Annotated in this window: 20 protein-coding genes; 12 read left to right on the top strand and 8 right to left on the bottom strand. The window is 57.1% G+C overall.

Annotated elements, in window-relative coordinates; translation table 11 throughout:
• Positions 1–188 precede the first annotated feature (188 nt).
• From EXR70_04420 to EXR70_04395, 6 genes are all read left to right on the top strand, one after another.
• Positions 189–1,148: an ABC transporter substrate-binding protein gene (locus EXR70_04420; protein MSP37716.1), complete on the top strand. Its 960-nt coding sequence runs from the start codon at positions 189–191 to the stop codon at positions 1,146–1,148.
• 72 nt (positions 1,149–1,220) lie between these two features.
• On the top strand, positions 1,221–2,312 hold the full coding sequence (locus EXR70_04415) for a cupin domain-containing protein (GenBank protein ID MSP37715.1): 1,092 nt from the start codon (positions 1,221–1,223) through the stop codon (positions 2,310–2,312).
• Positions 2,313–2,371: 59 nt separating this feature from the next.
• The gene (locus tag EXR70_04410; GenBank protein ID MSP37714.1) at positions 2,372–3,448 is read left to right on the top strand and encodes an extracellular solute-binding protein; all 1,077 of its coding nucleotides are present in this window, start codon (positions 2,372–2,374) and stop codon (positions 3,446–3,448) included.
• 173 nt (positions 3,449–3,621) lie between these two features.
• Positions 3,622–4,785: an amidohydrolase gene (locus EXR70_04405; protein ID MSP37713.1), complete on the top strand. Its 1,164-nt coding sequence runs from the start codon at positions 3,622–3,624 to the stop codon at positions 4,783–4,785.
• A 177-nt stretch (positions 4,786–4,962) separates the two neighbouring features.
• A complete protein-coding gene (locus EXR70_04400) occupies positions 4,963–5,364 on the top strand; it encodes a hypothetical protein (GenBank protein MSP37712.1) in 402 nt (133 codons plus the stop codon).
• 229 nt (positions 5,365–5,593) lie between these two features.
• Positions 5,594–6,649 (top strand): ethanolamine ammonia lyase-activating protein, encoded by a 1,056-nt coding sequence (locus EXR70_04395; protein ID MSP37711.1) that lies wholly within the window; start codon positions 5,594–5,596, stop codon positions 6,647–6,649.
• A gap of 94 nt (positions 6,650–6,743) precedes the next feature.
• On the opposite strand, the gene EXR70_04390 is transcribed toward EXR70_04395, so the two are convergent.
• The 3 genes from EXR70_04390 to EXR70_04380 all read right to left on the bottom strand — a co-directional run bounded on the left by EXR70_04390 (position 6,744) and on the right by EXR70_04380 (position 9,892).
• A complete protein-coding gene (locus EXR70_04390; GenBank protein MSP37710.1) occupies positions 6,744–7,928 on the bottom strand; it encodes an ABC transporter substrate-binding protein in 1,185 nt (394 codons plus the stop codon).
• The gene (locus EXR70_04385; GenBank protein MSP37709.1) at positions 7,814–8,941 is read right to left on the bottom strand and encodes an amidohydrolase; all 1,128 of its coding nucleotides are present in this window, start codon (positions 8,939–8,941) and stop codon (positions 7,814–7,816) included. The genes EXR70_04390 and EXR70_04385 overlap by 115 nt, the downstream gene beginning before the upstream one ends.
• 141 nt (positions 8,942–9,082) lie before the next feature.
• Positions 9,083–9,892: an ABC transporter substrate-binding protein gene (locus tag EXR70_04380; GenBank protein MSP37708.1), complete on the bottom strand. Its 810-nt coding sequence runs from the start codon at positions 9,890–9,892 to the stop codon at positions 9,083–9,085.
• A 132-nt stretch (positions 9,893–10,024) separates the two neighbouring features.
• Between EXR70_04380 and EXR70_04375 the strand changes: the two genes are divergently transcribed.
• Positions 10,025–10,984 (top strand): hypothetical protein, encoded by a 960-nt coding sequence (locus EXR70_04375; protein ID MSP37707.1) that lies wholly within the window; start codon positions 10,025–10,027, stop codon positions 10,982–10,984.
• A 349-nt stretch (positions 10,985–11,333) separates the two neighbouring features.
• Here the strand turns inward: EXR70_04375 and EXR70_04370 are convergent, their stop codons facing one another.
• Positions 11,334–12,611 (bottom strand): hypothetical protein, encoded by a 1,278-nt coding sequence (locus EXR70_04370; GenBank protein ID MSP37706.1) that lies wholly within the window; start codon positions 12,609–12,611, stop codon positions 11,334–11,336.
• Positions 12,612–12,803: 192 nt separating this feature from the next.
• Here EXR70_04370 and EXR70_04365 point away from each other — a divergent pair, with 192 nt between their 5' ends.
• From EXR70_04365 to EXR70_04355, 3 genes are all read left to right on the top strand, one after another.
• Positions 12,804–13,526 (top strand): dienelactone hydrolase family protein, encoded by a 723-nt coding sequence (locus EXR70_04365; GenBank protein MSP37705.1) that lies wholly within the window; start codon positions 12,804–12,806, stop codon positions 13,524–13,526.
• Positions 13,527–13,599: 73 nt separating this feature from the next.
• Positions 13,600–14,400, top strand: coding sequence for a sterol desaturase family protein (locus EXR70_04360; GenBank protein MSP37704.1), 801 nt, complete (start codon positions 13,600–13,602; stop codon positions 14,398–14,400).
• A gap of 71 nt (positions 14,401–14,471) precedes the next feature.
• Complete coding sequence (locus EXR70_04355) at positions 14,472–14,909, top strand: VOC family protein (protein ID MSP37703.1); 438 nt, start codon at positions 14,472–14,474, stop codon at positions 14,907–14,909.
• Between the two features lie 135 nt (positions 14,910–15,044).
• On the opposite strand, the gene EXR70_04350 is transcribed toward EXR70_04355, so the two are convergent.
• The 4 genes from EXR70_04350 to EXR70_04335 form a co-directional block, all read right to left on the bottom strand.
• Positions 15,045–15,887, bottom strand: a complete 843-nt coding sequence (locus EXR70_04350) for an enoyl-CoA hydratase/isomerase family protein (GenBank protein ID MSP37702.1) — start codon at positions 15,885–15,887, stop codon at positions 15,045–15,047.
• Between the two features lie 102 nt (positions 15,888–15,989).
• Positions 15,990–17,198, bottom strand: coding sequence for a CoA transferase (locus EXR70_04345; GenBank protein ID MSP37701.1), 1,209 nt, complete (start codon positions 17,196–17,198; stop codon positions 15,990–15,992).
• Between the two features lie 65 nt (positions 17,199–17,263).
• Complete coding sequence (locus tag EXR70_04340) at positions 17,264–17,635, bottom strand: GxxExxY protein (GenBank protein MSP37700.1); 372 nt, start codon at positions 17,633–17,635, stop codon at positions 17,264–17,266.
• A 68-nt stretch (positions 17,636–17,703) separates the two neighbouring features.
• Entirely contained in the window at positions 17,704–18,909 is a 1,206-nt protein-coding gene (locus EXR70_04335; protein MSP37699.1) for a CoA transferase, read from the bottom strand.
• 169 nt (positions 18,910–19,078) lie between these two features.
• On the opposite strand from EXR70_04335, the gene EXR70_04330 reads away from it, so the two are divergent.
• Positions 19,079–20,086, top strand: a complete 1,008-nt coding sequence (locus EXR70_04330) for an extracellular solute-binding protein (protein ID MSP37698.1) — start codon at positions 19,079–19,081, stop codon at positions 20,084–20,086.
• Positions 20,087–20,090: 4 nt separating this feature from the next.
• Positions 20,091–21,080, top strand: a complete 990-nt coding sequence (locus tag EXR70_04325) for an ABC transporter substrate-binding protein (GenBank protein MSP37697.1) — start codon at positions 20,091–20,093, stop codon at positions 21,078–21,080.
• Positions 21,081–21,128 lie beyond the last annotated feature (48 nt).

Raw genomic sequence — 21,128 nt, 5'->3', positions numbered from 1 at the left:
GGGGGCAAATCGAGGCAAAACTAAGGACCCTATTAACCACGAGAGCAAAATGTAATCTGATATAACTTCGCAAAAACTGTAACTCATTACGAAAAAAACGATCTATCCTCCGCTGCCCTGCTTCCAGGGCAGTTGTTCAGAGGTTCCTTGAATATGGTGAGCGCGCAAGTTGCTAATCAATCATCACGATGAAATCGATCGCTATTACCTTGTTGCTCATTTCCCTGACGCTCATGTCCAGCATGTTGCACGCGCAATCGCGGGTCACGGCGAGTTATCCGGGCATCGCCGGATTCAACATTCCATTCTGGATCGCGTTGGATACCGGCGAGTTTAAAAAAGCCGGCTTGGAAGTGGACCCGGTATTGATCTCCGGCGGCTCGAAGAGCATGCAGGCACTGCTGTCCGGCGGTTTGGACTTCGCCCACGTGAGCGGCGGGGTGCCGGTGCAAGCGAGCTTGAGCGGTGCCGAGGTGACGATCATCGCGACGCCGTCAAACTCCATGTCGGGCGGCGTGATCGGCGCCAAGGACGTCAAAAGTTATAACGATCTGCGCGGTAAGAAACTCGGCATCGCCAGCTTCGGCGGTAACAACGACATCGGCCTGCGCTTCGCGCTCAAGAAAAACGGTATGAATCCCGATCGCGACGTGACCTTCTTGCAGCTCGGCGGGGAGAAAAATCGTCTTACCGCGCTGGAGCGCGGCGCGATCTCGGCGACGATCATGTCGCCGCCCGGTTTGTTCGTCGCCGAAGCTCAGGGCTACAGCCGTCTCGGCGATCTTGGCGTCATGGGCATGCGCTATCCGGAATTATCCATCATCGTGCGCAAGCGCGACATGAAAGAGCGGCGCGACGGCGTGCGCCGCTATCTGCGCGCCTACGTCGAGTCAGTGCGGCTGATGAAAAACAATCGGGAGGCGACGCTACGGGTGATCGAAAAGTATATTCACGTCGGCTCCAAGGCCGAGGCGTTGAAGACCTACGATTATTTCGTGCGCAGTATTTCCGATACGCTGCGCACGGAACGCGACGGCATCGGCGAATTTCTCGCCACGCTGGAACCGAAGTTGGCGGGCGCGGCCAAGCGCAACCCCAATGACTTCATCGACGAGTCGGTGTTGGAAGAGGTGTTGAAATCGCGATAGGTTACAGTGGCAAAGAATGCAAAGAAGTTTAGGGCATTTAATTTTAGGAAATTTTAAACGGAGGAAACCATAATGGCAGACACACCAGTCACGGCGGAAGATGAAGTTAAAGAGCGGGTCGCTTACATCTCGCCCTACGAGCAATGGAAAAAAGACGAAGGGCTACCGACCTATCGTGGTTTGGCGATCAAGGATGTCAACGCAGTCGAGTTGGCGCCCTGGAAATCGAGCGGCACCGGCTTGGCGGCGTTTCTCAATTTAGAAGGCACCGGCGGCTTCAACGATTCCTACATCGCCGAAATCCCGCCGGGGAAATCGCTCAAGGCGCACCGCCATTTATTCGAAGAAACGATTTACATACTCAAAGGCCAGGGCGCCACTTCGGTGTGGATCGATCCTGCTCGCAAAGAGACCTTCGAGTGGCAAGAGGGCAGCTATTTCGCGATCCCGATGAACGCTTGGCATGAACATCATAACGCGTCCGGTTTGGATTCGGCGCGCTACATCGCCATGACCAGCGCGCCGCGGGTGATCGACACGTTCAACAACTATGAATTCGTCTTCGAGAATCCGTTTGTCTTCAAAGACCGTTACAACTCCGAAGAGGGTTACTTCAAGCAGGCCGCGCCGGCGCAGCAGTGGGCGACCAACTTCGTCGCCGACGTGCGCGTGTGCGAGACTTACTCCGGCGGTTTCGACCGCGGCGGCGGCGCCAGGAGCACGGTGTTCCGCATGGTCAAGCAGACGGTGAAGTCTCACGTCTCCCACTGGGGCGTGGGTGCTTATAAAAAAGCGCACCGCCATGGCCCGGGCATCCACGTGTTGATCATTCGCGGCACCGGCTACTCGATCTTGTGGCATGAAAATAAACCGTTGGAGCGCGTCGAATGGGGGCCGGGCAGCGTGTTCGTGCCGCCGGAAATGTGGTTTCATCAACATTTCAACGGCAGCGCCGAGCCGGTGTTCTTTCTCGCCATCGGCTGGGGCAGCGACAAACCCAAGGCCGGCGGCAAGGCCTACGTTTATAAGAGCGTCAAAGAAGGCGGCGATCAGATCGAGTACGACGATGAAGATCCGCAGATCCACGCCGAATTCGAAATCGCGATGAAAAGCGCCGGCGCGCGCTGCAAGATGGATTATCATCCGCACTGCACGATGAAGTGATGCGCAAGATTGAGACAAAGAGTTGAGATAGAGATAGGGATCGCAACGGAGCATCAAGCATGATGAAGGTCCTGGCATTGGCGGCTGTGTTGCTTTGGTTCACGGGTATTGGGCCGGGAACGGCTCGCGGCGCGTCGGTCGAAGCGCTCTACAGCGAGATCAATAAGCTGCCGGCGCCGCAGCGGCAGAAACGGCTCGAAGATGGCGCGCGCAAAGAAGGCGCGTTCAAATTCTACGGCGTATCCAACGCCGCGCTGCTCGGTGCCCACACCGCCGGCTTCATGAAGCGCTATCCGTTTATCAAAGCCGAGTACTGGCGCGGCAGCGGAAATAAGCTGGTGTTTCGCACCTTGACCGAGCATAGGGCTGGTCAATTGGACACCGACGCAATGCTGGTCGGCACGGAAAACGTCATGACCCTCAAGCGCGCCGGCATCTGGGTGCGCTACCACTCGCCAGAGTCGGTGAACCTCGGCAAGGAGTATACTGACAAGGACGGCTATTGGCATGCCGACAGCTTGGGTGTGTCGACCATCGCCTACAACACCAAGCTGGTGCGCAAGGAAGACGCGCCCAAAAGTTACGACGATCTTTTCGATGCCAAGTGGAAGGGCGCACTGTCCATCGACATGGAGCCAGAGCGCGCGCTGATGGGTTGGTTGACCGCTTGGGGCGAGCAAAAGACCCGCGCCTTTGTCGACGGCTTGGTCAAACATGGTGCCATCGTTCGGCGCGGCCACACCTTGCAAGCGCAGTTGTTGTGCGCCGGGGAATTCAAAGTCGCTGTGGAGATCTATCCCGATGGACTCCTGCGCATGAAGCAGGGCGGTTGTCCGGCGGCGCTGGTGTTTCCCAATCCGACGCCGGCGCATATCAGCGGCGCCATCGGGATTTACACGAACACGAAGAATCCCCACGCCGCGGCGCTGTTCGTCGACTTCATGAAGTCGATGGAGGGCGCGAAGATTCTCGCGTCTACTGGCAGGTTGTCCGGGCGCAAGGGCGTCAAATCCGTGTATGACGAACTCAATAACCTGGAAGAACGCGGCATTCCATTGTTGATCGTCGGCCCGGAGCAGTCCGAGCTGGTGTCGAAGCCGATGGAAAAGATCATGAAGGATATTCTTGTGCCGTAGTTGCGAGTTGTTAAAATAACTATTCACCACGAAGGACACGAAGGGTTCGAAAATTTTAACTCCGAACTTCGTGCTCTTCGTGTCCTTCGTGGTGAAATATCTTTCTGCTCATGGCACGCTATTCACATATTAGACAGATCATTCGATGAGAGACCCGAGGAGGAACTGTTTCAATGGCGCGCAAGTACCGATATTTTTCCGCCGATAGTCATTTCGAGTGCCTGCCGGAAACTTGGACGCACCGGGTGCCGGCGAAGTTTCGCGCCCGCGCGCCGCGGCGGATCAAGCTCGCCGACGGGCGCGACGCCATCGTCGACGAAGGGCAGCCGCTGGAATATCGCGGCACCAATTTGTTCGCCGGCAAAGGGCCGGAAAATTTCAATCCCACCCATCTCGACTTCGAACATTCGGTCGGCGCCGGCTCACCGCAGCAGCGGTTGAAAGAGCAAGACGCCGACGGTGTCGACGGTGAATTACTTTTCGCCAGCGAAGCGCGCAACTCCAAGATCAAAGACCGCGACGCGTTTCTCGCCATCGTGCAAGCGTTCAACGACTATTTCATCGAAGAGTATTGCGCCGTCGATGGCGACCGCTTGATCGGCGTCGCCGTCATGCCGGACATCGGCGCCGACGACAACGTCGCCGAGTTGAAGCGCTGCAAAGAAAAAGGTTTTAAAGCGGCGCGTTTGCACACGTTCCCGAGCGGTAAAAGTTTTCCCACGCCGGAAGACGACAAGTTCTACGCCGCGGCCATCGATCTCGATATGCCGATCACGATCCACACGTCGTTTCCGCGCCGCACCGACGAGCGCGATGTCTATTTGATGAAGTATCCCAAAGATCCCCAGGGCGAAGACCGCCCCTTCGATTTTCTTCAGCGGCTCGCGCGCCAGGGGATTTATCACTGCGGCGCGGTGGAGGCGACGCAGTTGATTTTTACCGGCGTGTTCGACCGCTTTCCCAAGCTGCAAATTTTCTGGGCCGAGAACAACATCGGCTGGATTCCTTACTTCTATCAGCAGATGGACCAGACTTATAAGGTCAATCGTCATTGGGCCGAGAAACTCCTGGGCTTGCCGCAGCTGAAAAAATTACCGAGCGAATATCTCCGCGAGCACGCTCACTGGGGCGTCTTCGACGATCCCATCGGCATCCAGCTGCGCCATATGGTCGGCGTGGACAAGGTAATGTGGTCTACCGATTTTCCGCACATCGTGACGCGCTGGCCGAAATCGCTGGAGCTGATGGAAGAACAATTTGCCGGCGTGCCGGAAAATGAAAAACAGGCGATGGCGGCGGGCAACGCCGTGAAGTTTTTTCATCTCGACGCGGTCTAGCGGATTCCAAGTCAGGTTCGGAAGGATTGGCCGCAAAGAACGCAAAAGTCGCAAAAATAGAAAACGGAATTAGTAGGGGCACGATTCATCGCGCCCGTTTATCTTCATTTGACAGGTAGAAATCAAAGACGTAATGATCCGCGCAGATTATCGTCATCATAACAGGAGGGCCGAGCGGTGGAACCACAAAGCAAGTTGAAAATGGAGCCGATCGTGATCGATCAACCCGGTATGCGGGTGACCATCGTGCATCGGCATGGACTGGGCGGCAACGATGAAGGGTTAACCTTCGACGTCACGAGCGCCGGCACCGGCGAGGAAGTGAGAATTTTGCGCTTCGACTGTTTCTACAATAATCCCCACTATCACATCGGTCCCAACGGCGGCGAAGCCGCGGCGTTCAAGATGAAAGACGAAGGTATCGACGACTCGGTGCGCTGGACTTTGACCCAGCTCAAGACCCGGCTGCCGGCGCTGATCAAGCAAGCGGGATTTGACGCGGTGGCCGATAAAGTCGATCAGACCGCGCTCGCCGATCAACTCACGCGACGGGAAGCTGAGATTCTTGCGCGATACTGATTGGTGTCCTGCATCAGAAGCTCGCTGAATTCATTGGTGCGAGATTCGGCTGTATTCCCGCCTTTCGTAAACTCGGGAAGGGGGGGCTGACTGCGTGGAATTCAAATCCCCCTCGATCCCCCTTTTTCAAAGGGGGAGGAGCCATGGCCGTTGTTAAGCGTAGTTCGTTTCCACCACACTAGAAGAGCGCGAAGAATTTTCGGAAAAGTTTGTCAAAAAGGGATTTGCCATGGATTTGACTCAAGCAGCAGCTTACTCCGACAAGACACCCTACGATTTGTGGCAGGAGCAGGAGGAAATACCGATTTTACGCGGCCATTGCGTCGAAGATCTGACCGCGATTCCAGTAGCGCCGTGGAAACGCTCCGGCGTGCGCGGCTCGTTCATCAATCTGGTCGGCTCGTCGCGCACCTGTGGGTCGTATGTGCTGGAGCTGGCGCCGCGGAGCGAGAGTCTGCCGCAGCGCTACCTCTTCGAGCAATTGATTTATGTCGTCAAAGGTCGCGGCGCGACGAGCGTTTGGCATCAAGGATCGCGCAAGCAGACTTTCGAGTGGCAGGAGGGCAGCCTGTTTTCGCCGCCGCTAAACGCCTGGCACCAACACTTCAATGCCCAGGGGAGCGAGACCGCGCGCTTGGTTGCCCTCACCGATGCGCCTCAGATGGTCAATCGTTTTCGCAATCTCGATTTTATTTTCAGCAACGGTTTTGAATTCCGCGACCGCTTCAACGACGAAGAAGGCTATTACAGCGGCAAGGGCAGAGAAGTCGCCAGCCACCGGACTTGGGAGTCCAATCTCATCGCGGACGTGCGCGACTTCGGACTCAAGGATCGCAGTTTGAGAGGGCAAGGCGCCACGGGCATCCGGCTCCATCTAGCCTGCAATACGATGAGCGCCCACCTCGAGCAGTATCCGTCCGGCACTTACCCGCGCGGCCATCGACACGGGCCGGGCGCGCACCTGGTGATTCTTTCCGGCGCGGGCTACTCGTATCTTTGGCAGGAAGGGCAGCCGCGCATCCGCATCGACTGGCGTCCCGGAAGTCTCTTCGTGCCGCCGGCGAATTGGTTTCACCAGCACTTCAATCCTTCACCGGAACCCGTGCGCTACCTTGCTTTGAAACCGTGGGGCTTCACCTATCAGGTCGAAGACCTTTCAAAGACCGATCAAGACATCAAGTCGGGGGGAACGCAGATCGAGTACAAAGATCAGGATCCGGAAATTCATCGCGCTTTTCTCGCGGAGTGTGAAAAGAGAGGGACTCAATCGAGAGTGGCAGTCTGAGTCGGCATCGTGGCGGTACGATCGATCAGCAAGCGGTTGCCGGTCATCTAAGTCGGGTGAGATAGCAAAGATTAAAAAACTTGCGATACCGCAGTTAGCTCCCCAAAAGCTTGCGCATAATTCGATCGTCGATCAATTCTTCGACTTTGAGCGATCCCACCTTGGGGTTCTGTACTTTCATCAAGCGCTGAACGTTGCGTAGGGCTTCGACGGACGGCAGCGGTCTGGCTTCGACGCCGGCGATAATGTCTTGGTAGCCGACTTCGGCGCTGGCGGGGTCGGGGATGCGCAGGCGGGCGGTCATGGTTTTGATCACGGCGGCTTTATTAGCCGGCGCCAGGCTGAACTGGATTCCTTCGACTAGACCTTTCAAAAAACTCTCGACGATGTTTCCCTGCTTCTGCAGAAAGGCGCGCGAGACGACGATGCCTTGGCCGGGAAACGGGATGTTGGCTTTGCCGAACTCGGCGATGACCTTGAAGCCTTTTTGTTTCAACCGATGCGTGTAGACGCCGTCCAACGTCGTCACGTCGATGTTGCCGGCTTCGAGGGCTACGGCGTTGTTGGTCTGGTCGCCGACAATCATCAGCGAAATGTTGTCGCGCGTGGCGTCCAGACCTAAATGTTCCAATCCCAAGAGCGCGCCCATCCATAAACTGCCGCCGATGCCGCCGGTGCCGAAGCGCTTGCCGCGCAAATCTTCGGATTTGTTGATGCCCGGCCGGGCGATCAATTCGTAGGTCAACTTGTTCGACATCATGGCGAGGATCTTGAGTTCGGCGCCGCTGGCAGCTGCGCCGAGTGAAGTATTGGAACCGCCGTAGACCATTTGCAGTTCGCCGGCGAGTAGGCCGGCGATGGCGGGTTGAGATAGTCGGGTCAGCACCAGGAGAACGTCGAGGCCTTGTTTGGCGAAGAAGCCTTTTTCCTGCGCGATCCACAGCGGCGAGACTCGCGAGTTGAGTGTGGACAGGCCGACGATGACTTTGGTTTGGGCGGAGGCGATGGAAAAGCTTTGAGAGTAAAGAGAGAAAGCGAAAAAGATAACGACAAGACTACGGGTTGGTTTTGTCATCGCGATTGTACCTTGAATTAGATTCTTGCCCTCACCCTCGCCCTCTCTCTTCGGAATGGGCGAGGGGATCGGATTATGAACTGGAATTTTTAGCTTAACGGTTGTTTCAGGTTGTACAGGCGCGCGGCGTTGTCGCCTAAGATGCGTTGTTGTGTTTCCGCGGAAAAGCCGGCGCTGCGAATCCTCGAAACGGTTTCCGGCCATTTGCTGTCGCCGTGAGGATAGTCGGATGCGTACATGATGCAATTATCGCCGGCGGCGCCGATGACGGCGGGCAGCATGATTTCGCCGGGCTCGCAGGAGACGACCATGCGGCCGGTGGCGAACAGCTCGCTGGGCTTGATCCGGTTCTTCGGCCGTTTACGATTTAAAATGCCGTCGTACATGCGCGGGTTTTTTTCGCCGCGCTCGTGCATCTCGTCCATTCTTTCGATCCAGTAGGGCAGCCAGCCGCAGCCGGTTTCGAGCAGGCCGAAGCGGATTTTTGGAAATAGATCGACGATGCCGCCGCCGACCAGTGAGACCATTGCCGTCGTTAACGTCAGCGGCATCGATACCGCTTTGGCGCCCCAGAAGTGATCGAACAATTCCTGGCCGACGGTTGGATACATTCCCGTGACTGTGTGCACGCCGACGCCGGCGTCGAGCTGCTCCACCGCTTCCCAGAAGGGATAGAGATCGGGATGATCGAGAGTTCGCGTGCCGATGGTGCCGGTGACCATGACGCCGACGGCGCCGAGATTTTTCATCGCGCGCTTGAGTTCTTCGGCGGCGGCTTTGGGATCTTGCAGGGCGACGACCGCGGCGAAGCGCAGGCGACCGCCGGCTTGGGCGCATTTCTCGGCGATCCAATCGTTGTAAGCACGGGCGCAGGCGCCGGCCAATCCGGCATGCTCCCAGCTGTTGATCGACATCAAGACGTTGGGATAGATCACTTGTACGTCGATGTTTTCGAGATCGAGATCGGCCAAACGCCCCGGCACGTTGCTCAGATCGATATCCTTGGTGGCGATGGTCGGCGTCGAGTTGGCGATGCTGCCCGGCGTGCCTGGACCCCAACCGAAGGGCTTGCTGATAATCCGTCCTTCGATCAGATAGAAACCGCGGCCGTCGTCGTAGGTGACGAAGCGCGGCCGCTGGCGATAGAACTCTTTGTCGAGATACTTGTCGAAGACTTCCGTCGGTATCTGGGTGTGGCCGTCGGCATCGATGATCATGGGTCCTCCGTGAAATTCATTTCTGCCAGTAGTAGTTCGCAGGTTCTCTCGTAGGGGCGACCGGCGGTCGCCCTTGCCCTCACCCTCACCCTCTCCCACTTCGTGGGCGAGGGGAAAAGAATTGCGGGCGGACAATTTTAGTTAACGCTTCACCTCGCGCAGGATGCCGCGCACGATGTTCCAGTCGACGAAATCTTTCGGGGCAAATTTTGACTCGGTGATCTTGGCATCTTGCTGGGCGCGTTTGATCAATGCGGCGATCAGTTCGTCGCTTACTTCGCCGCGTAGATTGTAGGTCGGCAGCGCCGCGTCGTATGCAGTTTGCGCGGTTTCTCGATCGAGGTTCCAGTCTTTTTGGATCAGCGCGACGGACTCGGAGGGATGGTCCATGGCGAAGTGCAAGCCGCGGATCATGGCGCGGAGAAAGCGGCGTACTTGATCCGGGTTGTCGCGCAGCTTCGCCCGGCGCATGACCAAGCCGTTTTCGACGAAGCGCGGCAACACTTCCGATCCTAAGACTAAGCGGTTGTAGCCCTTGCGCACGGCGATGGAATCGTAGGGCGGCGACAGCGTAGCCGCGGCGACGGTGCCGGAGAAGAGCGCGACCATGCCTTGGGTGACGTCGAGGGTGGAGATGTAGCCGGCGACCAACGGAGCGCCGCCAAGCGCTGCGCTGAGACCGGAGTTGAACGCCGTGATGTAATCGAGATCGCCGGAGACCAAGGCAGCGATAGCGGTATTGGTCTTGGTCGTGATCGGTTTATAGTCGAAGCCTTCGCTTTCAAAAATGCCATGGCGCTGGGCGAGATAGATCGGCAGATTGAGCACGTGCTTGGCGGAGAGGCCGAGGGTAACCGCTTCGAGTTTGCGCGTAGTTTGCGCCAGCAGCGCGGAACTGTGCAGCAATGACGCTATCATGAATATGATGGTTGCCGGGATTCGTATACTCATGGTGACTGAAGCGGATCATATTTCGAAAATTAGCTTTGGCGCAAGCGCTAAGTCGCAGGGAAAGTATTTTTCTTGAGCAACTTCGATGCGGCGTGTATCATCCGGCGAAACCAAAAATCGGAGAACCTTGTTGTGAAATGTCTTTGCCAGGCGCTGATGTTTTCGTTGCTGCTTGCCGTGCCTTGCCAGGCGCGTAAAATTTCCGTCGGCGTTCCCGTGCTCGACGTGACCCAGAGCGCGCTCTATATCGCGCGGGAGCGCGGCTACTTTCAAAAAGAAGGCTTGGAAGTCGATCTGATTCTCATGCGCGGCGGGGTGGCGAATCAGGCTCTGATCGCCGGAGGTGTCGAGTTCACCACGGTGCCGACGGCGGCGCTGCAGGCGGGGCTGCAAGGCGCGCCGGTTAAAGTCGTGCTCAGCAGCTTTCACAAGCCGATGTTTTGGCTCTACTCGCGGCAGAATATTCGCAGCGTGCGCGAGCTTGCCGGCAAGAAAGTCGCGGTGTCGAGTCTGGGCGCGGCGGGAGATTCGGCGCTGCGCGAGCTGTTTCGCAAAAACGGCATGGACGAAAATCATGACACGGCGGTGCTAGCTATCGGCACCACGGCGACGCGGCTTGGCGCGTTGTCCAACGGCGCAGTGGATGCGGCGATGATGACCTTTCCACATAACATCAGCGCCGCCGAACAGGGCTTTCGCGAGCTGATGTCGTTTATCGCTTCCGACATCATCCAGCTTCAAGGCGCCATCGTCACGCGCGATGGTTTGTTGCAATCGGATTCGGCGTTGGTGGAGAAATTTTTGCGCGCGACGATTCGCGGACTTGTTTACTATTCGACCAATCGCAGCGGTGCCGTACCGATTCTCGCGCGCAACGCCAAGTCGTCGGAGGACTTGGCGGCGAGGATTTACGATCTAGTTAAGCCGGCGCTGACGCCGGAAGGCATTCTCAATGACGATCTGCAAAGACGTGTGATGGCGCCGCTGCTCGAAAGAATCGGGCGCAAGGATATCGCGATCGGAAAGTTTTTCGATTTCACGCTGGCGAGAAAAATTCACGGTGAACTGAAGCTGGAGGGGTGGAAACCGTAAGTGCGGCGTCCTTCGATACGGACCTTCGGTCCTACTCAGGATAATCGGTCACAAATCCGATTCCCCGAGTAGCGCGCAGCGCATAGCGAGAGGCGTTTTGCGGCAACGGGTAGCGAGCGCCCAGCGCTCCACAGCCACCCCTGGATTCCGGCCTGCGCCGGAAAGACGTTCTGCTAGATTCGGAACATCCTTCGATACGGACCTTCGGTCCTACTCAGGATACTAGGTGGTAAATCCGATTCCCCGAGTAGCGCGCAGCGCGTATCGAGGGGCGCTACGTGGTAGAGGGTCGCGATCCACCGTCCACCCCGCCTGGATTCCGGCCGTCGCCGGAATGACGGAAGGGGCGTCAGCGCAATTCAGTCAAGCGCTTCTGCCAGTGCGCCTGCCAGTCGGCGCCGACGGCGAGCACTTCGGACTCCACCGTCAGTTGTGGAAAGCGGTTGGCGCTCTGCTCGCGGATCACGTGCGGGCCTTCGCCGCCGGCTTCGACGTCGCGGATCGCGCGCAAGAGCTGGCGTCGCGCGACGATGATCGCTTTGTCGCTCGGGCCTAGGAATTCCTTGCTACGGTCGACGATCTCACCGGCGCCTTCGACGATGGCGACGTCGTGGACGTTGAAGATTCGTCCCATGCCGGAGAAGCTCCAGCTCTTCATCGCCTCGCGGTCCTGCAAATAACGGTTGCTCTTATTCCGTTTAGGGCGGAAGCCATGGCCGAGTTCGTCCAAAATTTCTTTGTCGCGCTCGATGTCGCGTTGTTCCATTGGGCTGCTGCGGCGAAAGACGAAGTCGTAACGCCAATGGTGCGTGTCGTCGATGGGGACATGCCAGTAAAGATTGTAACCATCGCCCGACATCGGCCCTGGGATCGTCGCCTTGTTGGGAAACACGTAGTTAGTCACGCGGAAAAACGTCCGGCCGTCGACGTTGCGCAGCGAGAAGATGCGCACGCCGTAATCGGTTTCTTCGGCGTCGATGCGCGGCGCCATGTCGGCGTCGTAGAGCGCCAGCGGCAGTTTGCCGTCGCTGCCGGTGACGGGGCGTTTCAAATTTTCCGGCACGTTGGCTTGGCGGTGCAGATAAGAAACGTGGCTGGGATCGAGATTGCCTTCGTTGGCCTGAAAGAAATTGCACTCATGATAAAATTTCGAGACCAGTACATGGCCGGCCGGCGCCACCAGCGGTTCGTAGTTGGGCAAGAGCGGCGGCTCGCCCGGTCCCATGTAAGCGAAGACCACGCCGGCGCGTTCTTGGCAAGGATACGCCGGATGATGCACCTTCTCGCAAAAGCGCCGGTCCGGCGGCTCGCAGGGTTGCTCGACGCAGTTGCCTTGGCGGTCGAATAACCAGCCATGGTACAGGCAGCGCAGCCCGCCGTCTTCGACCCGGCCGTAGCTCAAGTCGGCGCGGCGGTGCGAGCAGAACTGGCCGAGCAGGCCGAGTTGGCCATCGTCGCCGCGAAACAGAACGAGGTCTTCGCTCATGATCTTGACCGGCAGCGGCGCGCCATCGCTCGGCAACTCTTCGACAAGCGCCACCGGATGCCAGTAGCGGCGCAATAAATTTCCCGCCGGCGTGCCGGGGCCGGTGTGGGTGAGTAGAGCGTTTTCTTCGGGAGAGAGCATCTTCTTATTTTGGATTTTAGATTTTGGATTGTTGGATTAGTTGTATCATCGTCCGTCGGTTGTCGGCAATCGCTGTTGGTGGTTCGCGATTGTGCGAAGTGGGCGACCGCCGGTCGCCCCTACAGCTGAACAATGTCGGAAGAATTGCTTGCACAGCGATCGGCAATTCATTAATACAATGAAACGAGAAAAATGGAGGCGAATATGGCTAGCAGTTGGGCGAACGTTCGAGTCGATAATAGCGACATGCCGCTTTATGTGAGTTTGCCGGCGAGCGATCGGACCGTGCCGGGCATCGTTGTCGTGCATGGGCAATCGGGCATGGAAGATTTCGTCAAAGACACGACGCATATGTTGGCGCTGCAAGGTTATGCGACCGTCGCACCCAACCTCTATCATCGCGATGGACCTGACTGTAAAGACGAAAACCCGGTGCGAAAGTCGCGCTTGCGCGATCCGTCGATCATTCGCGACATCGAAGGCGCCATCGGATTTCTCGAGAATCATAAACAAGTCGACGGCGGCCGCTTAGGCATCGTCGGCTTTTGCATGGGCGGGCGGCTGGTTTATCTAATGTCGGCAGCGAGTAAAGATTTGAAAGCCGGCGTGATGTTTTACGGCAGCAGCACGATGATGCCGTACGGCGAAGCCGGGCCGACACCCTTCGACCGCACAAGCGAGATCGGCTGCCCGATCCAAGGCCACTTCGGCGCCGAGGATCAAAATCCCTCGCCAGAAGATATGCGCAAGCTCGACGCCGAGCTGACCAAGTTCGGCAAGCCGCACGAGTTTCACTCCTACGCCGGCGCTGCGCATGCGTTCGTCAATAGCGGCTCGATAAATTATCGGCCGCATGCCGCGGCGTTGTCGTGGCCGAGAGCGACGGAGTTTTTCAGCCGGCATTTAGTTGGCTGAGGTCTGACCGACTGAGAATGGTTGCTCAAGATAGCGCGCAAAACGTTGGTTAGAATCTAGATCAGGACTTGTCATGGAGTCGCGGCAAATTCTCGTGGTGGTGGTCATGTCCATCACGTTGGTTCTCATGCTGAGCGTCGAACACAAGCGGCCGGCGCGGCAGTTTCAGTTTTATCGTGGTTGGTTGTGGATCGGTCTCGGTGTCATGTTAGTTTTTATCATCGTGGCTCAGCTCTGGTCGCTGGTTGTTCCTGGAAAGTGGTTGCGCGAGCATCGATTGCTGAATGGCGAAGCTTGGGGTGTGATTGGCGGTATCGTGATTTGGTTTCCGGTGAATACCTTCATCACTTACTGGTATCACCGCAGCCAGCACCAGTTTAATATGCTCTGGCGCATGGTCCATCAGCTGCATCATGGCGTGGCGCGGGTCGATATCCCGAGCGCGCTGGTGGCGCATCCGCTGGATGTAATTTGTTCCACAACGTCGAGTATTCTCGTCACGGCATTCCTGCTCGGTCTTGATCCGCGCGCGGTCGTCGTTACCGGCGTGTTTCAGTTCTTCATGACCTTATTCCCGCACTGGAATGTGGACACGCCGAAATGGGCCGGCTACTTTATCCAACGGCCCGAAGAACACATCTTGCACCATCAACGCGGGGTCCACGCCGGCAACTATTCCGACTGGCCGTTTTGGGACAAAGTCTTTGGCACTTACCGCGCACCGGTCAGCGAGCCGGTCACGATCAGTTTCGATCGCGCGAGGTTTGCCGATCAGTTAAAGATGCTCGCTTTCGTGGACGTGAACTCGGTGGAATACCTCAACGGATCGTTTGAGGAAGATGCGCCGAAACGAACGTCATTAAACTTTCCGTAGGAATGAGTCGTGAGGGTTGACATCGTCCAACCGGTCGGCGCAAATAGGGGGCATATTAACAGGAGGTTTTTATGGGACAAATCAAAATCGAAGGCGTGACTCATTGGTCGATTCCAGTCAACAATCTGGACGAGTCGGAGAAGTTTTATGGCGATCTGCTGGGCTTGAAGCATCTTGGGCGGCTCGGTACTTCCGGCATGTCTTGCTTCAATGTCGGCGATCACAATATCTTGCTGTGCACGCGTTCGGACGGCGTTGACAAGAACTTCGTCGAGGAGCGCAACGTGCACCATTCTTTTACAGTGGCGCCGGAGACGATCAACCAGGCCTGCAAGATTTTTAAGGAACAGAACGTTAAGATTGACGAGCTTTACTATCGTAAGGGCGGCTATTTCCCCGGACGAGAGCTTTACTTCTTCGATCCCAGCGGCAATCGCTTGGAGCTGCGCGATCCGACGTGGAAAGCTGGGATGCCCGAGCCGAGCTACGAGCAGGTCGCAAAAGGATAGTTGGTCGGCGCGATGGGCGAATGAAGGGCGAAAGATTTTTCGCCCCTACGCTATTTCGGCACTACAACAAAAAACGGCGTGAACGATTCGAATTGCTCGGATCGTTCACGCCGTTTGTCATGGCATTGATGTCGACTACTTCTTAACCGGCTCGGGCACGCCGGGCAGTTTGGTTTTCTCGTTATAATACTCCGCCGCGAACTCCGGTTTGCGCCGTTCGGCGAAGGCGGCTGAGCCTTCGTCGTAGTCTTTGCTGTTGCGCAGATGGGCGTAGAATTCGCGGTGCACTTCGAAGCCCTTTTCCCAGCCCTGGATCTCGTAGAGAAATTTGTCTTCGATGAACTCGATGGTGTGTTGGGCGATCAGCCGGCCGTTGCGGTTGATCGTGGTCGCCAGTTCGATGCAGTCGTCGAGCAGTTTTTCTGGCGCGCAAACTTTTTGCACTAACCCAAGACGAAACGCCGTGTCGGCGTCGATCATCTGGCCGCTGAGAGCGAACCAGTAGGCCCAACCGCTGGGCAGTTGGGCGACATAGCTCGGCCAGGCGGCGAGATGGGACCAGCGCACTTCGGAGCAGCCAAATTTCGATGCCGGCACGCAGTAACGGATATGGCAGGAGAGCGCCAAACTAAAGCCGCCGCCGACCGCGTAGCCGTTGATGGCGGCGATGATCGGCTTGTGCATTTGCAGCGGGCGCAGGCTGGAATAGCCGCGCGGGCCGGAGCGCGGCCCGGTCATTTCGCCGCGGGCAAAGGCGATGTTCTCTTTCAAATCGCCGCCGGAGCAAAAAGAGTCGGCACTGCCGGTCAGAATGATCGACCAAACGTCGTCATCCTCCTTGGCCTTGTGCCACGCCGCATCGAGGGCCCAGTAGAGATCGCGGCTGATCGAGTTTTTCTTCTCCGGGCGGTTGAGCTTGATGATCGCGATATGCGGATCGCGCTTCTCGTAAATACATAGGGGTCCTGGTTCTGCCATTTCTTCCTCCGTAGTTGCAGAATTCAGAAGTCAGTAGCCAGAATTCAGAAGTTTCGGAACCAAGCTTCTGAATTCTGAATCCTGACTACGGGATTCTGTTTTTTAATAAAGTACCTTCTCATCATCCAATTTCTTAATCTCATCGTCGCTAAGACCGAGCAAGTTGCGCGCGATCTCGTGGGTGTGTTCGCCCATCAGCGGTGCGACGCCGCGTACTCGGCCTGGCGTGAGCGACATGCGCATGGGAACATTTTCGGTGACCACGTCGCCGGCCTCCGGTTCGGTCATGTTCACTAGAAAGCCGGTGGCGGCGTACTGCTTGTCGTTTTTGAATTGATCTTCGACGTCTTGCACCACGGCGGCGCAGACATCGACGCCTTGGACCAGCTCCATGATTTCGTAGGGATCATGCTTCAGCGTCCAGCTCGTGACCCATTTGTCGAGTTCGTCTTTGTGGCGCACGCGGTCGAGATGGGTAGCGAACTTGGCGTCGCGCTTGAGGCCGGATTTTTCCAACAGCGCGGCGAAGCGCTGCCATTCATCGTCGTTGTAAACCGAGATGACGCACCAACGGTCGTCGCCTTTGCATTGGTAGGGTCCGTAGGGCGCGGCGACTAAGCTGCGGTTGCCTTCCGGTTGCGGCTCGCGTTTGTTGACGGTGTATTCGAGATACTTCGGTCCGAGCAACGATGCGCCGATTTCCTGCTGGGCGCTGTCGATCCACTGGCCGCGGCCGGTTTTTTTGCGCTGAATCAGCGCGAGCACCACGCCGAAGGCGCCGGTGACGCCGCCCATGAAATCGGGATGCTGCGTGCGCGGCTCCGCGGTAGCCGTGGTCGCGCCGGGATAATTCCATAAATAAGTTGTCGCCATGGTGTTGCCGACGTTGGGACCGTAGGTGAGATCGGCGGCGTGGGGACCGGTGCAGCCCATGCCTTTGACGCGGATCAAAATAATGTTCGGATTGATCAGCTGTAGATCGGGCCAGTTGAGACCCCACTTTTCGAGAATGCCGAGGCCGAAGTTTTCCACCAGCACGTCGGACTTTTTCGCCAACTCTTTAACCAGTTCGCGGCCTTTGGGCGTCGACATGTTGACCGTGAAAGACTTCTTGCCGCGCTGGAGTTTCATGAAGTCGGGCTTCTTGTTCCACAGCTTGGGATCTTCGCCGCGATGGCCGTCGCCGCGCAGCCGAGTTTCGCAGCGGATCACTTCCGCGCCGAATTCACACAACACGCGGGCGACCGTGGGGCCGGCGGCGCCGGTGGTAAGCTCGATAACGCGGATGCCTTCTAAAGGTAGTTGCGACATAGATTTGTTCCTTAGATTTAATGATTCTATTCACCACGAAGGACACGAAGGACACGAAGTAAAAACTATAGAAGAAATCGCTTAATTCCCTTTTTCAATAACGGCACGTTGAAGTTGATCAACAGTCCCACTCTTACCTTCGCAAGTCTCATATAAGTTAAAATTTGCGCCTCATGAATTTTGAGTAACTGTTCTACGCTTTTCAACTCAACAATAAGTTGATCGTCGACCAGTAGGTCAATCCGGTATCCACAATCAAGCCTGGTGTTTTTATACTCAACTGGAAATCCCACTTGGAGTCGGAACGGAACATGGGCTCGATTCAATTCATAGGCTAAGCACTGCTCATAAGTCGATTCGAGCAATCCAGGCCCTAGTTCTTTGTGCACCTCGATTGCACAGCCAAGGACTTTATTCGATAGTTCATCGAATTTCACTTATTATTACGTAATCCCTTCGTGAACTTCGTGTCCTTCGTGGTGAATCTTTTCCCCGGCTGTTTGCTTCAGATCACGCCTTCGGCGCGCAGCGCGACCAGGTCGTCGTTGGTCATTGCCAGCTCGCCGCTGAGAATTTCTTTATTATGCTCGCCGAGCAGCGGCGCGGTGCGGTGGATGGCGCCGGGAGAATCCATCAGGCGCGGCACGACGCCAAACTGCTTGTACTTGCCGATCACCGGATGTTCCATGTCGACGAACAGGCCGCGGGCTTTGGTCTGTTCCATTTCGATAAATTCGCCGGCGGTGTTGATCGGCGTCACGGCGATGCGCCGCTTCTGGCCTTCTTCGTAAAGTTCTTCCTTGGTGTAGCGGGCGCAGAATTCGGCGATGGCGCCGACGACGATCTCGGGATGTTTGCGCCGGTACGCCATTTTTTCGAAGTCCGGTCCGGAGATCGACGCTGGCTTGCCCATCCAGTCGACTAAGCGGCGCCATTGCTCGACGGGAATGATGAAGATACGGGCGTAACCATTTTTAGTTTTGTAAGGATCGTAAAGATCGGTCTCTTCGCCCTTACGCGAAGCGCGCGCCGGTTTGTCGCCGGTGTAACCGAAGTTGGGAATGAAGTAGCCGGCGATGTGGCCGCCGCATTCGTGCATGGACACGTCGATGTGCTGGCCTTTGCCGCTGTCGAGCCGGTGATAGAGCGCCACGGCGATGCCGAAGGCGCCGTAGGTCGACGCCATGCCATAGGCGATTTCTCCCGGCGGCTGCAACGGCGGCTCGCCCGGTTCACCGGCGAGATAAAGCAAGTTGCCGAGCGCGATACCGGCCATGTCATTGGCTTTGTAATCTTTCCACGGACCGCTTTGGCCGAAGGGCGTGATCGATGCGACGACTAACGCCGGGTTGACCGCGCTCAAATCTTGATAGGTCAAACGCAGCTCTTTGGCGCGCGACGGCCGATAGGTTTCAATGATGACATCGGCCTTCTTGCACAGTTCGAGCAGGATCGCCCGGCCGTCGGGTTTCTCGACGTCAAGCGTGATGCCGCGCTTGTTAGTGTTGAAGTGCAGGAAGTAGAGACTGGTTTCGGCGTGCGGCGAGTCGTTTTTGAACGGCGGCATGCGGCGCGATTCGTCGCCCGCAGGCGGCTCGACTTTGATCACGTCGGCGCCCATGTCGGCGAGCAGTTTGGTGCAGTGCAGGCTTAGCGGTCCGCCCAAATCGAGCACACGATAACCGGTTAGCGGTCCTGATGGAGTTGCCATGAAATTCCTCAGTGCGAAATGTAACTTGATTCGTGGCGATTCTTACTTGGATGAAATAAGAGTGTCAAGGCGGCGATGCGGAAGTTTCGCGTTTTGTTAATCGCAAGGAGTTTTTGATTTACAAAGTGGCGCTGGCTTGGTTAGTATCGTTGGCGTGAGGAGAGAAGGCATGAGCAAACTCGTTGTGCTGTTGGCGTTGTCGATTTCAATTCCATCGTTGGCCGCGGCTCAGACGATGCCCCAGATCGTCGAAGGCGCGAAAGCGGAAAAGGAGTTGCTGACCTACGCGACCACCCAGGCGCCGGTGATGAATCGCTTGGCGCAAGGATTTAACAGGAAATATCCGTTCATCAAAGTCGAATACTACCGCGCCGGCGCGGAAAAGATCGCTCAACGTTTTGACACCGAATACACTGCCGGGCGTCATGTCGTCGACGTCGTCAACTTGAGCGGCTCGGAGATGTATTGGACCGCCAAGAAAAATAATTTTGCCGTCTACGATTCGCCGGAAAGAAAGTTCATTCGCCCGAGCTACAAAGACAAGCAAGGCGTGTGGACGGCGCAGTACTCGACCATCGCGGTGATCGGATACAACCGCAAGCTGGTGGCGGCGGCCGACGTGCCGAAGAGTTACGACGATCTGCTCCTGCCCCGATGGAAAGGCCACATCGGTTTAGATCAGACCGATGACGATTGGTACATGGTGCTGGCCCATGTGATGGGCGAAAAGCGGGCGTCGGAATTCATCCGCGCGCTGGCCAAGCAAAATGTCGAGTTCCGCCGCGGCCGCCAGCTGGCGGCGGAATTGTTGGCTGCCGGCGAATGGGCGCTGGCGCCGACTATGCGCATCGCCGCCGGCGAGGAGATTCGCAAGAAAGGCGCGCCGGTGGATTGGGTCGCCATGGAGCCGCTGTTTCCCAATCCGCCCAACGCTCTAGCGCTAGCGCGCCGCGCGCCCCATGCCAACGCCGGCAAGTTGTGGATCGATTATATTCTTTCCAAAGAAGTGCAAGATTATTACGCCAACGAGGTCGGCGTCAGCGTCGGCCGCACCGATGTCACGCTGGCCAACGAGCGCTTGCGCAAACTGCGCTATGGCGAGATCGATTGGCCGCAGTATTTAGAAAAGTTGCCACACTACCAAGATGAGTGGCGCAAAGTCATGAAGCCTTATTGAGATCATGAAAACTAAACTCGCAATTTCACTGCTCGCTGCCTTCGCTCTTCTGGGTCGCGCTGAAGTCGGCATCGGCGCCGACAAATTGCGCGTGGCGTATGTCAGTCCAAGCCTGTCGCAATCGATGCCGTTTATCGCTAAGGAATTGGGCTTGCTCAACAAGTACGATTTGACAGCCGAGATTTTGCTGATTCCCGGCAGTCCGCGCCTGGTGCAAACCTTGATGTCTGGCGATGTCGACGTTGTGTTCGCCGGCGTCACCGCGCTGACGCGCGCGCGGGTGCGCGGCGCGGACGTGGCGATACTCGGCGCTAGCGCCAATGTCTCGGGACAAAAGCTGATGGTCAGCCGCACTTCGAAAATCCGCCGGCTGGAAGACGTCAAAGGCGCGACCATCGGTGTGTCACAATACGGTTCGGAAGCCGACACCTTTGCGCGCAACGCTTTGATGAAGGTCGGTCTGCGGCCAGACAAAGACGTGCAACTGTTGCAGCTCGGCGGTCACCCACAAGTCGCCGCGGCGTTGTCCGCGGGCAAGTTAGAAGCGGCTATTCTCGGCGGCCTGGCGCTGCTCACCGCCGAGCGCGCCGGCGCGCGCTACATCACCAGCGCCGCCGATCTAAAAATTCTCTCGCCCTCCGGCACCTTCGCGACGCTACGCAGCCAGATTCAACGCCGGCGTAGCGTGGTCGAGCGGCTCATGCGCTCGTTTGTCGAATCGATTCACTATCTCAAAACCAATCGCACTGGGTCGGTGGCGTTGATGCAGAAATATATGGGCGGCTTGAACGCCGAGGAAGCCGGTTATCTTTACGACGAGTCGATCGAATTGATGGAACGGCTGCCCGGACCCAACGAAAAAGCGCTCGCCGCCGTGCTCGAACGCGAACCCGATCCCAAGGTGAAGAGTTTCGCCATTGCGGATTTCGTCGACGGGAGTTTTTTTCGGGACATCGAGAAGAGCGGTTTGATCGAGCAACTGTATAGGAAGTAAAGATGGGATCAGGACATGCTTTGCGAGAGTGATATCTTAATTCGAAAT

The sequence above is a fragment of the Deltaproteobacteria bacterium genome (genome assembly GCA_009692615.1).
Classification (GTDB): Bacteria; Desulfobacterota; Binatia; order UBA9968; family UBA9968; genus DP-20.
Note: the sequence above shows the minus strand (reverse complement) of the source record. Positions and strands in the feature narration are given on the sequence as shown.

What these genes read in the sequence shown, in the direction of transcription:
- EXR70_04420 (MSP37716.1), top strand. Translation starts at nt 189, where the DNA reads ATGAAATCGATCGCTATTACCTTGTTGCTCATTTCCCTGACGCTCATG.
- EXR70_04380 (MSP37708.1), bottom strand. Translation starts at nt 9,892, where the DNA reads ATGAGTATACGAATCCCGGCAACCATCATATTCATGATAGCGTCATTG.
- EXR70_04350 (MSP37702.1), bottom strand. Translation starts at nt 15,887, where the DNA reads ATGGCAGAACCAGGACCCCTATGTATTTACGAGAAGCGCGATCCGCAT.
- EXR70_04325 (MSP37697.1), top strand. Translation starts at nt 20,091, where the DNA reads ATGAAAACTAAACTCGCAATTTCACTGCTCGCTGCCTTCGCTCTTCTG.
- EXR70_04360 (MSP37704.1), top strand. Translation starts at nt 13,600, where the DNA reads ATGGAGTCGCGGCAAATTCTCGTGGTGGTGGTCATGTCCATCACGTTG.
- EXR70_04405 (MSP37713.1), top strand. Translation starts at nt 3,622, where the DNA reads ATGGCGCGCAAGTACCGATATTTTTCCGCCGATAGTCATTTCGAGTGC.
- EXR70_04395 (MSP37711.1), top strand. Translation starts at nt 5,594, where the DNA reads ATGGATTTGACTCAAGCAGCAGCTTACTCCGACAAGACACCCTACGAT.
- EXR70_04355 (MSP37703.1), top strand. Translation starts at nt 14,472, where the DNA reads ATGGGACAAATCAAAATCGAAGGCGTGACTCATTGGTCGATTCCAGTC.
- EXR70_04345 (MSP37701.1), bottom strand. Translation starts at nt 17,198, where the DNA reads ATGTCGCAACTACCTTTAGAAGGCATCCGCGTTATCGAGCTTACCACC.
- EXR70_04370 (MSP37706.1), bottom strand. Translation starts at nt 12,611, where the DNA reads ATGCTCTCTCCCGAAGAAAACGCTCTACTCACCCACACCGGCCCCGGC.
- EXR70_04390 (MSP37710.1), bottom strand. Translation starts at nt 7,928, where the DNA reads ATGGCCGGAAACCGTTTCGAGGATTCGCAGCGCCGGCTTTTCCGCGGA.
- EXR70_04335 (MSP37699.1), bottom strand. Translation starts at nt 18,909, where the DNA reads ATGGCAACTCCATCAGGACCGCTAACCGGTTATCGTGTGCTCGATTTG.
- EXR70_04365 (MSP37705.1), top strand. Translation starts at nt 12,804, where the DNA reads ATGGAGGCGAATATGGCTAGCAGTTGGGCGAACGTTCGAGTCGATAAT.
- EXR70_04330 (MSP37698.1), top strand. Translation starts at nt 19,079, where the DNA reads ATGAGCAAACTCGTTGTGCTGTTGGCGTTGTCGATTTCAATTCCATCG.
- EXR70_04410 (MSP37714.1), top strand. Translation starts at nt 2,372, where the DNA reads ATGATGAAGGTCCTGGCATTGGCGGCTGTGTTGCTTTGGTTCACGGGT.
- EXR70_04385 (MSP37709.1), bottom strand. Translation starts at nt 8,941, where the DNA reads ATGATCATCGATGCCGACGGCCACACCCAGATACCGACGGAAGTCTTC.
- EXR70_04415 (MSP37715.1), top strand. Translation starts at nt 1,221, where the DNA reads ATGGCAGACACACCAGTCACGGCGGAAGATGAAGTTAAAGAGCGGGTC.